This is a genomic window from Kitasatospora sp. A2-31 (genome assembly GCF_022288725.1).
GTDB lineage: Bacteria > Actinomycetota > Actinomycetes > Streptomycetales > Streptomycetaceae > Kitasatospora.
The window spans coordinates 184,775-195,732 of record NZ_JAKNTA010000001.1 but is presented as its reverse complement, the minus strand read 5'-3'; the positions used below and the strand labels follow the sequence as shown (position 1 = coordinate 195,732).

Genomic DNA, 10,958 nt, shown 5'->3' with positions numbered 1-10,958 from the left:
CCCGCCGGTTCGAGCCGGTGGTCGCCGCGGTGGAGGCGTTCACCCCCCGGGTGGAGGTGCTGCGCCCGGGGCTGTGCGCGATCCCGGTGAAGGGGCCGAGCCGGTACTTCGGCGGCGAGGAGGCGTTGGCGGCCAAGGTGCAGGCGGCGGTGGCGGCCGCGCTGGCCCGCCCGCCGGCCGAGCGGTCCGGGAGCGGCCCGGCCGGGGGAGCCGGGCCGGACGCGGGTCCCCAGACCCACCCCGCCGATGCCGAGGCGGGCGCCGCACACCCGGCCGGGTCGACCCCCGCGCGGGCCGACACCGACCGCGGCACCGACCCCGCCCCCACCGCCGGCACCCCCCGGCGCGAGCGCGGCGCGGCGGCGGTCACCCCGTTGCACCCGGCGGACGCCGACCGGGCCGGGGCCCGCCGCCGGGCGGCGGCCGTGGACGAGCTGTTCGCCGCCGCGCCGGCCGCCCGGGACGGCGCGCGCGGCGGGTTCGCCCGCCCCGCCGGGTACCCGCCGCAGGAGCGCCCCGCCGAGTACCCGCCCCCGGCCGCCGGTCCGGCGGCACCCGGAGCGGAACCCGCGACCACCCCGCCCCCCGCCCCGCACGGCCGGGTCGGCGTCGCCGACGGCCTGTTCGCCGCCGTGCTGGCCGCCCGCGCCGGGGTGCTGGTGCCGGCCGGGCGGACGGCGGAGTTCCTCGCGCCCTACCCGGTGGCCGCGCTCGGGGACGAGACGCTGGCGGAACTGCTGGACCGGCTCGGCCTGTCCACCGTCGGGGCGTTCGCCGCGCTGCCCGCCGAGGCGGTCGCGGACCGCTTCGGCCCGACCGGCACGGTCGCCCACCGGCTGGCCCGGGGGCTCCAGCCGCGCCCGCTGGTCCCGCGCACCGAGGGGCCGGACCTCTCCGTCGAGCAGCGCTTCGACCCGCCCGAGCCGCTCGCCGAGCCGCTGGTGTTCGTGGCCCGCACCCTGGCCGAGGAACTGCACCGGCGGCTCGCCGGCGCGGGCCTGACCTGCCAGCGGGTCGCCGTCGAGGTGGCCTGCGCCGACGGGCGGACCGTCTCACGGCTCTGGCGCCACGAGGGCCGGCTGTCGGCGACGGCGCTGGCCGAACGCGTCCGCTGGCAGCTCCAGGCCTGGCAGGGCGCGGGCACGTTCGACACCCCGGCCGGGGCGGAGGACGAGCACGGCGCGGGCGCCGCCCCCCACGGCGCGGGCTTCACCGCCCTGCGCCTCGTCCCCGACGACCTCTCCCCGGACCAGGGGCGGCAGCTGGCGCTCTGGGGGCAGGCGGTCGCGGACGACCGGGTGGAGCGCGCGGTCGCCCGGGTCCAGGCGGTGCTCGGCCACGCCGGGCTGCGCCGGATCGAGCCGGCCGGCGGGCGGGGCCCGGCCGAGCAGGCGGTCCGGGTGCCGTGGGGCGAGCCGTACGACCCGGCGGCCCCGGCCGACGCGCCCTGGCCGGGCCGGCTGCCGGACGTCTGGCCGGCCGTGGTGCACCGCACCCCGGTGCCGGCCGTCGTGCTGGACGCGGAGGGGCTCCCGGTGGTGGTGGACGGCCGGGCGGGGGTGTCGGCCCGGCCCGACCGGGTCGCGCTGCGCGGGCGGGAGCTGGCGGTGGAGGGCTGGACCGGGCCCTGGCCGGCGGTCGAGTACTGGTGGGACCAGGCGCGCGCCCGCCGCCGGGCGCGCTTCCAGGTCACGGTGGCGGACGGCCGGGCGCTGTTGCTCACGGTGGAGGGCGGTGAGTGGTTCGTGGAGGCGGGCTACGACTGACCCGGCAGGCCGCACCAGCGGTGGGGGCAACGGCGGCCGGGGGCAACAGCGGGGGGGGGGCAACAGCGGGGGGGGGGGCAACAGCGGGGGGAGGCAGCGGGGGGAGTCAACAGCAGAGCACGACCGAAGGCACGACCCCCGATGGGCTTCACCAGCCACTCCTCACTCCCCTGGAGCGAACTGCACCGGCGCCTGGCCGGCGGCCGGCCGGGCCCGGCCGGAGGCGAGGTCGTCCCGCTCCGTCGCCGCACGCAGGAGCGGGCGCCCCGCCCCGCCGAGCCGAGCGGCGCCCCGGCCTGGGCCGAGTTGCACGTCCACTCCGCCTTCAGCTTCCTCGACGGTGCCAGCGACCCCGAGGAGCTGGTCGCGGAGGCCGCCCGGCTGGGCGTCGAGACGCTCGCCCTCACCGACCACGACGGCCTCTACGGCGCGGTGCGCTTCGCCGAGGCGGCCCGCGAGGCCGGCATCGGCACGGTGTTCGGCGCCGAACTGACCCTCCGTCACGAGCCGGACCCCGCCCGGCGCCCTCGCCGGGAGACCGAGCACCTGCTGGTCCTGGCCCGCGACCCGGCCGGTTACCGCAGCCTCTCCGCGGCGATCAGCGCCGCCCAACTGGCGGGCGGGGCCAAGGGCCGCCCGGCGTACGACTTCGCGGAGCTGGCGGCCGCGCACCGCGGCCACTGGGCGGTGCTCACCGGCTGCCGCCTGGGCCGGGTGCCGGCCGCCCTCGCCGAGGGCGGCCCCGACGGCCGGCGGACGGCCGAGGACCGGCTGCAGAGCCTCGTCGAGGCGTTCGGCCGGGACAACGTGTACGTCGAGCTGATCGACCAGTGGCTGCCCGGCGACGACCTGCGCAACGACGCCCTCGCCGCCTCCGCCGCCCGGCTCGGCCTGGCCGTGGTCGCCTCCACCAACGCCCACCACGCCGGCCCGGCCCAGGGCCGGCTCGCCCAGAGCCTCGCCGCGCTGCACGAGCGCCGCACGCTCCAGGAGGCGGCGGGCTGGACGCACGCGGCCGGCACTGCGCACCTGCGCTCGGGGCGCGAGATGGCCGGCCGGCTGGCCCGCTTCCCCGGCGTGCGGGAGGCGACCGTCGACCTGGCCCGCGCCTGCGCCTTCGACTTCACCCGGCTGGACCCGGAACTGCCGGGCTACCCCGTTCCGCCCGGGCACACCGAGATCAGCCACCTGCGCGCCCTGGTCGCCGAGCGCGGGCCGGCCCGCTTCGGGTCCGGCAACGGCCCCGCCCGCCGGCAGCTCGCCCGGGAGCTGGACGTCATCGAGGAGCTCGATCTGGCCGGCTACTTCCTGATCGTCCACGACATCGTCGACTTCTGCCGGCAGGAGGACATCTGGTGCCAGGGCCGCGGTTCGGCGGCCAACTCGGCGGTCTGCTACGCGCTCGGGATCACCGCCGTCGACCCGATCCACTACAAGCTGCTGTTCGAACGCTTCCTCTCCACCGCCCGCGACGGACCGCCCGACATCGACCTGGACATCGAGAACCGCCGCCGCGAGGAGGTCATCCAGTACGTCTACCGCCGCTACGGGCGCGAGCACGCCGCCCAGGTCGCCAACGTGATCACCTACCGGCCCCGGCTGGCGCTGCGCGACGCGGCCCGGGTGCTCGGCTACCCGCAGGGGCAGGTGGACGCGTTCAGCCGGCAGGCCGACTTCCGCTCCACCCCCGGGTCGGACGCCGTCATCCCCGCCGACGTCCTCGCCCTGGCCGGCCAACTCCACGGCCTGCCGCGCCACCTGGGCATCCACTCGGGCGGCATGGTGCTCACCCGGGAGCCGATCGGCGAGATGTGCCCCACCGAGTGGGCCCGGATGCCGGGCCGGTCCGTGCTGCAGTGGGACAAGGAGTCGGTGGCCGGCGCCGGGCTGGTCAAGATCGACCTGCTCGGCCTCGGCATGCTCGCCGCACTGCACGACACCTGTGACCTGATCGCCGAACACCACGGCGTGCGGCACACCCTGGCCACCATCCCGGACGACGATCCGGGCGTCTACGCGATGCTGCGGCGGGCCGACACGGTCGGCGTGTTCCAGGTCGAGTCGCGCGCCCAGATGGCCACCCTGCCGCGGCTCAAGCCTGACCACTTCTACGACCTGGTGGTGGAGGTCGCGCTGATCCGCCCGGGTCCGATCCAGGGCGGCTCGGTCCACCCGTACCTGCGGCGCCGGGCCGGGGCGGAGCCGGCCGGCTGCCCGCACCCGCTGATGGAGAACGCGCTCGGCAAGACCCTCGGGGTGCCGCTGTTCCAGGAGCAGATGATGCAACTGGCCATCGACTGTGCCGGGTTCACACCCGCCGAGGCCGACCGGCTGCGCCAGGCGATGGGGTCCAAGCGCTCGCACGAGCGGGTCGCCCGGCTCCGCGACCGGCTGCTGGCCGGCATGGCCGAACGCGGCATCCCCGAGGAGGTGGCCGAGGACGTCTACACCAAGATCGAGGCCTTCTCCCACTACGGCTTCCCGGAGAGCCACGCGATCAGCTTCGCCTACCTGGTGTACGCCAGCGCCTGGCTCAAGTACCACTACCCGGCGGCCTTCACCTGTGCCCTGCTGGCCAACCAGCCGATGGGCTTCTACTCGCCGCTGAGCCTGATCGCGGACGCCCGCCGGCACGGCGTCCGGGTGCGCGGGGTGGACGTCAACGCGAGCGGGCCGCGGCCGACCCTGGAGCCGTACCGGGGCCCGACCCCGAAGCCGCCGCTCACCGCGGGCCGGCCGCAGCCGGCCATCCGGCTCGGTCTGGACACCGTCCGGGGGATCGGCGCCCCGCAGGCCGAGGCGATCGCGGCCGGTCAGCCGTACGCGGACCTGGAGGACTTCGCCCGCCGGACCGGCCTGTCCGCACCGGTGCTGGAAGCCCTCGCCACGGCGGGCGCGTTCGGCTGCTTCGGGCTGGGCCGGCGGCAGGCGCTCTGGGCGGCAGGGGCGTACGCGGGCGTCTCGGCGGCGCTGCTGCCCGGCACCACGCCGGGCACCGAGGCCCCGGAGCTGCCCGGGATGACCCCGGTGGAGGAGACCATCGCCGACCTCTGGGCCACCGGCAGTTCCGCCACCAGCCACCCCGTCCAGCACCTGCGCCCGCACCTGGAGCGCGGCGGGGCGCTGACCGCCGCCCAGCTGCCGGACGTGGCGCCCGGCACCGCCGTGGTGATCGGCGGACTGGTGACGCACCGCCAGCGGCCGCCGACGGCGGGCGGGGTGCTCTTCCTCAGCCTGGAGGACGAGACCGGCCTGATCAACGTGATCTGCAGTCGCCCCGTCTGGGAGTCCCAGCGCCGCACCGCGCTCGACCGGGCCGGCCTGCTGGTCCACGGCCACATCGAGCGCGACCGCGGCGCCACCAACCTGGTCGCCACCCGGCTCAGCCCGCTGCGGCTGGGGATCTGAGGGCGGCGCCGGGGCGCCGTGGCGCCGCCCGGCGATCCGACGGCACCGACGGGTGGGCGAGGCGGCTGAAGGGGCGAGACGGCCGAGGGGGGCCGGCGCGGTGCAGTCGTGGGGGTGCCTGCGCCGCGCCGGGCCTCTCGGGTATTGCATCATTCGCGCCCGAACCCTGCACATCGCCGGAAGGAGTGGTTTGGCCGTCCGGCATGCGGATATGACGAACAATCAGTCGATCCGACGGGTGGGTCCGGCCCCGACCGGCGCGGCCCGGCGGCGCCCCGCTCCGGTCACTGCCCGCCGCCCGCCTGCCGCCCCCGGCCGGGCGCACCCGCGAAGGCCTGCGCGATCGGCAGCCAGGCCGTCGCCGTCCCGCCGGTGGCGGTCAGGGCGAGGTCGTCCAGGTGCCGGCGCTGCGTCACGAGCAGACAGAAGTCCAGCGCCGGGCCGCTCACCCGGTCCGCGGCGTCGGCCGGCCCCCAGGTCCACGATTCGCCGTCCGGAGCGGTCAGTTCCACCCGGATCGGGTCGGTCGGGGCCGGGAGGCCGTGCAGCGAGAAGGCGAACCCCGCCGTCCGCACCCCCAGGTGCGCGACGTGCCGGAGCCGGGCCGTCGGCTCCCGGACCACGCCCAGCGCGTCCGCGACGTCCTGCCCGTGCGCCCAGGTCTCCATCAGCCGGGCGGTGGCCATCGACGGGGCCTTCATCGGCGGCCCGAACCAGGGCAGCCGGGCGTCGCCCGGGGCCGCGGCCAGCGCGGCCGCCAGTCGTTCCCGTCCGGCCCGCCACCGGTCCAGCAGCTTCGCCGGCTCCTCGGCCGCGCCGCGCGCCGCCCCGTCCTCCACCGGGTCGGCGCCCGCGGCCACCAGCTCCCCGAAGACGCGGCCGGACTCCGCCGTGAAGGCCTCGGGGTCGCGGGCGGAGAGCTCCGCCCAGTCGTCGGTCCAGGCCAGGTGGGCGATCTGGTGCGCGATCGTCCACCCGTGGGCGGGGGTGTCCGCGGCCCATCCGGCCGGCTCCAACCCCGCCACCAGGCCGTCCAGCACCGCGCTCTCGGCCCGCAGGTCGTCGAGCAGGCCGGCCAGCACGCCCTGGGCGCCCGGGCCCTTCGGGTCCGTCGTCATCGGCATCCCCTTCACGTCTGTCGTCCGTGTCCGTCGTGGGTCCCGTCCGCGGCGGTCCGCGCCGGTGGCGGCCGGATCGGTCGGAACCCGCCGCGGGTCAGATGTGACTCGCGGGTAACCCGAGCCCGCACCCTACGCCCCGCTCGGCGCCCCCGCCCGGAACTCGGCGGAGGAGGCCGGTCGCGACCCTCGCCACCGGCCGCACCGCGTGTGAGAATCGCGCGATGACCAGGGCTGCGGACACCCCCACCCGTGCGGCCGGCACCCGCGCAGCCGGCCGCCGCGACACCGGTGGCCGTGCCGCCGGCAGCCGTCCCGCCGACGGCCTCGACGGCGACGACCTCGCCCGCCGGGCCGCCGATCTGGTCCGGGACGCGGTGCTCGGCGACCTCGCCCGCCGGGTGGTCGCCGACTGCGGCGCCGACGTCGGCCTGGTCGGCGTGCCCGAGCCGGGACGCCGCGCCCGGGACCCGGAGGGCATGGTCCTGCGGCACTGGGCCGGCACCCGGGCCGACCTGCTGCACGACCTCGCCGTCCCCGCCGGGACCGGTCTGGGCGGCCGGGCGCTGGCCGAGCGCGCCCCCACCTGGGTGCCCGACTACCGGGCCGCCACCACGATCTCGCACCACTACGACGCCGCCGTCACCGCCGAGGACCTCTACGCGATGCTCACCGTTCCGCTGCTGCACGGCGGCGCGGTGCACGGCGTGGTGTACGCCTCGCTGCGCGCGGTCGTCCCGTTCGGGGACGTGCGGATCGCCGCCGTCACCCGACTCGCCGCGGCCGCCACCCGGGCACTGGCCGGGGCGGCGGCCTGGAGCGGCGCGCCGGCCGGAGGCGCGCCGGCCGGAGGGCGGTCGCCGAAAGCCGAGGTGCCGGTGCCGGTGCCGGTCCCGCCGGTCCCGCCGGCCCGGTCGGCAGCGCTGACCAGGCGCGAGCACGAGGTGCTGCGCTGGGCGGCGACCGGCCGGACCAACCCGGAGATCGCCGCCCAACTGGGCCTCACCTGCAACACGGTGACCGGCTACCTGAAGAACGCCATGCACAAGCTCGGCGCCCGCAACCGCACCGAACTCGCGCTGCTGGCCCGTGAGTCCGGGCTGCTGGCGCCGGGCGCCGGGGTCAGTTGACCTTCCGCTCCCGCCCCGCCCAGTAGGGCTCGCGGAGCCGGAACTTCTGCAGCTTGCCGGTGGTGGTCCGCGGCAGCGCGTCCCGGAACTCCACCGAGGTGGGCGACTTGTAGCCGGCCAGCCGCTGCTTGCAGTGCGCGATGAGGTCCGCCTCGGAGACGCCGGCGGCCTCCGGGCCGGGCTTGAGCACCACCAGCGCCTTGACCGTCTCGCCCCACTTCTCGTCCGGGACGCCGATCACCGCCGTCTCGGCGACCGCCGGGTGGTCGTACAGGCAGTCCTCCACCTCGATCGAGGAGACGTTCTCCCCGCCGCTGATGATCACGTCCTTCTTCCGGTCGGAGATGGTCAGGTACCCGTCGACCAGGGTGCCGCCGTCACCGGTGTGGAACCAGCCGTCCCGGATCGCCTCCGCGGTCTCCTGCGGCTGGTTCCAGTAGCCGGACAGCACGACGTTGGAGCGGACCAGCACCTCGCCCTGGCCGTCCACCGCCACCTTGTTGCCGATCGCGGGGGAGCCGGCCTGCACCAGCTTCTCGGCCCGCTCGGCGGGCTCCAGGACGTCCCACTCGGAGCGGCCGCGGTTGACCGTCACCACCGGCGACGTCTCGGTCAGGCCGTAGATCTGCATGAACTCCCAGCCGAGCTCGGCCTCGACGCGCTGCACCACCGAGGTCGGCGGCGGGGCGCCGGCCACGATCATCCGCACCCGGTCCCGGCCGGGGACGGGCCCCTCCCAGTCGGCGGCCGCGTCCAGCACCATCTGGACCACCGCGGGGGCGCCGCACAGGAAGGTCACCCCGTGCCGCTCGACCCGGCGCAGGATCTCGGCGCCGTCCACCTTGCGCAGCACGACGTGCTGCGCGCCCAGCCCGGTGAGCACGAACGGCAGGCCCCAGCCGTTGGCGTGGAACATCGGCAGGGTGTGCAGGTAGACGTCCCGGTCGGTGGCGCCGAAGTGCAGGCCCATCAGCACGGCGTTCAGCCAGATGTTCCGGTGGGTGAGCTGGACGCCCTTGGGACGCGCGGTGGTTCCGCTGGTGTAGTTGATCGTCGCGGTGTCTTCCTCACCGCTCTCGTACCGGCGCGGCGCGTGGTCGAAGTCGTAGAGCAGCGCGTCGCTCTCGGCGCCGAGCACGAACGTGTGCTCGGCCGTCACACCGTCCAACGCCTCGGCGACCTCGGGGTCGATCAGCAGCACGGACGCGCCGCTCTGCTCGACGATGTACGACACCTCCTCGGCCTTGAGCCGGAAGTTCACCGGCACCAGCACCCGGCCGTGCCCGCTCACGCCGAACAGCGAGGTCATCAGCCGGGCCGAGTTGTGCGAGACGATCGCGACCCGTTCGCCCGGCCCGACGCCCAGCCGGTCCAGCCCGGCGGCCTGGGCCCGGGCCAGCTCGGCGACCCGGCGGTAGGTCAGTTCGCCCCAGGACGGGGCGGGCTGGACCGGTTCGTCGACGATGCCGACCCGGTCGCCGTAGACGAGCTCGGCCCGGTCGAGGAAGTCCATCACGGAGAGGGGAATCTGCATGCGCCCACTGTCCTCCGCCCATGCCGCGCTGCACACCCCCGATCGGGGGTGTCACCCGTTCGGTCCGACCGCGCAACTCCGGCGCCGCCCGCGCAACTCCCGGCGCCGGCCGGGTCAACTCCCGGCGCCGGCCGGGGCCGTACCTGCGGTGGGTGCGGCCGTCCCGGTGAGGGCCCGGCCCGCTCCGGCGCCGGCGCGGGCCCGCTCCGCCGCCGCCAGGGCGGCGACCAGCCGGTCCCGGGCCGCGGTCTGCGCCTCGATCCGGCGCTCCAGAACGGCCAGCCGCTCCCGGGCGATCCGCAGCGCGGCGGCGGACGGCGGGGCGGCCAGGACGTCGTGGTCCAGGCAGTCCAGGAACGGCCGGACGTCCTCCAGGGTGAACCCGGCGGCCAGCAGCGCACGGATGTTGCGCACCCGCACCGCCGCCGACTCGTCGTACTCCCGGTAGCCGTTGGCCGCGCGCGAGGAGCCGATCAGCCCGGCCTGCTCGTAGTGGCGCAGCGCCCGGGCCGTGCTCCCCGTCGCCCTCGCCAGCTCGCCGATCAGCACCCCGCCCCGTCCTTCCGCCCCCGTCACCCCACGACGGCGCCGCCGTCGACGGGCAACACTACTCCGGTGACGAACGAGGCCGACGGCGCGGCGAGCCGGGTGACGGCCCAGGCGACCTCGGCGGGCCGGCCGATCCGGCCGAGCGGGGTGTGGACGATCTGCCACTGCCGGACGGCCGCGCGCTGCTCCGGGCCGAGGCCGGAGTGCTCGCCGATCGGCGTGTCGATCGCCCCCGGCGCCACCGCCACCACCCGGACGCCGCGCGGCGCGAGCTCCACCGCCCAGCTGCGGGTGGCCGACTCCAGCGCCGCCTTGCCGGCGGCGTAGACCGAGTTGCCGGGCCAGCCGCGCTGCCCGACCGAGGTGGTGACGTTGACGATGACGCCCCGGCTCGCCTCCAGCGGCGCCAGCGCGGCCTGCCCGAGCAGCAGGGGGGCGGTCAGGTTGGTGGCGAGCAGGGCGTCGATCCCCGCCCGGTCCAGGCCGCCGACGGCGCCGCTGCGGACGATCGCGGCGTTGTTGACCAGGACGTCCAGCCGCCCGTACCGCTCCCCCACCGCCTGCACCACCGCCTCGGGGGCGCCGGGTGCGGTGATGTCCGCGGCCAGCGGGTGGATCCGGTCGGGGTGGGCGTGCGCCGTCTCCGCCAGCGGCTCGGCGCGCCGGCCGACCACCACGACCCGCACCTGCGGGCCCTGCGCGGCGAAGGCGTGTGCGGTGGCCCGTCCGATCCCGGTGCCGGCCCCGGTGACCAGGACGACCCGGGAGACTGCCTCGTGCTCCGTGCTCTCGTTCATGCCGGAAGCCTCCAACCCTGCCGCCAGCGTCAAGGTCAAGCGACAACGAGGTCAAGCGGCAACGAGGGCAAGCGGCAACGAGGGCAAGCGGCAGGGGGGGGGCAAGCGGCAGGGGGGCGACGGCCGGGCACGGCCCGGCGGTACGGCCGGCCCGGACCGGGAACGTGCGCCTCCGCTTGCTGAGCCCGCGGCGAACAGGGCCCGCAGGGGGACTCGGCACCCCCGCCGGACTGTTAGGAAGGTGTCGGACAGACGGTGCCGACGCACCCATTCACGGGGAGAGAACACGCATGAGCGACGAACGGTCCGAGAGCCTGTACGACGCCGTCGGCGGCATCGACGCGCTGCGTCGGCTGAGCAACACCTTCTACGAGGGTGTGCTGGCCGACCCGGTGCTGGCGCCCGTCTTCGCGAACTTCACCACCACCCACATCGAGCACGTCGCCGTCTGGCTGGGCGAGATCTTCGGTGGCCCGGCCCGCTTCACCGACGAGCTCGGCGGCCACCAGTCGCTGCTCCGCTCGCACCTGGGCCTCGCGATCACCGAGGAGCAGCGCGGTCGCTGGATGGAGCTGATGGGCGAGGCGGTCCGGAAGGAGCTGCCCGACGACGAGCTGCTGCGCCGGCGGGTGCTGGAGTACTTCGACTGGGGCACG

The 10,958-nt window shown here is 76.7% G+C and carries 8 protein-coding genes; 4 read left to right on the top strand and 4 right to left on the bottom strand.

The genetic code is table 11. The annotated features are described in order from the left end of the window. Nucleotides 1-1,766: hypothetical protein (locus MCM47_RS42475; RefSeq protein ID WP_305067927.1), on the top strand; the 1,766-nt coding region annotated here is incomplete at its 5' end. 141 nt (nt 1,767-1,907) lie between these two features. Then, entirely contained in the window at nt 1,908-5,174 is a 3,267-nt protein-coding gene (locus tag MCM47_RS00900; protein ID WP_238739995.1) for an error-prone DNA polymerase, read from the top strand. 284 nt (nt 5,175-5,458) lie between these two features. On the opposite strand, the gene MCM47_RS00895 is transcribed toward MCM47_RS00900, so the two are convergent. Then, on the bottom strand, nt 5,459-6,292 hold the full coding sequence (locus MCM47_RS00895; RefSeq protein ID WP_238739994.1) for a TIGR03084 family metal-binding protein: 834 nt from the start codon (nt 6,290-6,292) through the stop codon (nt 5,459-5,461). Between the two features lie 224 nt (nt 6,293-6,516). On the opposite strand from MCM47_RS00895, the gene MCM47_RS00890 reads away from it, so the two are divergent. Then, the gene (locus MCM47_RS00890) at nt 6,517-7,422 is read left to right on the top strand and encodes a LuxR C-terminal-related transcriptional regulator (protein WP_238739993.1); all 906 of its coding nucleotides are present in this window, start codon (nt 6,517-6,519) and stop codon (nt 7,420-7,422) included. On the opposite strand, the gene MCM47_RS00885 is transcribed toward MCM47_RS00890, so the two are convergent. The 3 genes from MCM47_RS00885 to MCM47_RS00875 form a co-directional block, all read right to left on the bottom strand. Beyond that, nucleotides 7,415-8,956, bottom strand: a complete 1,542-nt coding sequence (locus MCM47_RS00885) for an AMP-binding protein (RefSeq protein WP_238739992.1) — start codon at nt 8,954-8,956, stop codon at nt 7,415-7,417. The genes MCM47_RS00890 and MCM47_RS00885 overlap by 8 nt on opposite strands. A 114-nt stretch (nt 8,957-9,070) precedes the next feature. Further along, entirely contained in the window at nt 9,071-9,505 is a 435-nt protein-coding gene (locus MCM47_RS00880) for a MerR family transcriptional regulator (protein ID WP_238739991.1), read from the bottom strand. Between the two features lie 23 nt (nt 9,506-9,528). Next, nucleotides 9,529-10,302, bottom strand: a complete 774-nt coding sequence (locus tag MCM47_RS00875; RefSeq protein ID WP_238739990.1) for an SDR family NAD(P)-dependent oxidoreductase — start codon at nt 10,300-10,302, stop codon at nt 9,529-9,531. A 290-nt stretch (nt 10,303-10,592) separates the two neighbouring features. On the opposite strand from MCM47_RS00875, the gene MCM47_RS00870 reads away from it, so the two are divergent. Next, nucleotides 10,593-10,958: group II truncated hemoglobin (locus MCM47_RS00870; protein WP_238739989.1), on the top strand; the 366-nt coding region annotated here is incomplete at its 3' end.

Coding starts and splice junctions, on each gene's coding strand:
- MCM47_RS00900 (WP_238739995.1), top strand. CDS start 1,908: ATGGGCTTCACCAGCCACTCCTCACTCCCCTGGAGCGAACTGCACCGG.
- MCM47_RS00895 (WP_238739994.1), bottom strand. CDS start 6,292: ATGACGACGGACCCGAAGGGCCCGGGCGCCCAGGGCGTGCTGGCCGGC.
- MCM47_RS00890 (WP_238739993.1), top strand. CDS start 6,517: ATGACCAGGGCTGCGGACACCCCCACCCGTGCGGCCGGCACCCGCGCA.
- MCM47_RS00885 (WP_238739992.1), bottom strand. CDS start 8,956: ATGCAGATTCCCCTCTCCGTGATGGACTTCCTCGACCGGGCCGAGCTC.
- MCM47_RS00875 (WP_238739990.1), bottom strand. CDS start 10,302: ATGAACGAGAGCACGGAGCACGAGGCAGTCTCCCGGGTCGTCCTGGTC.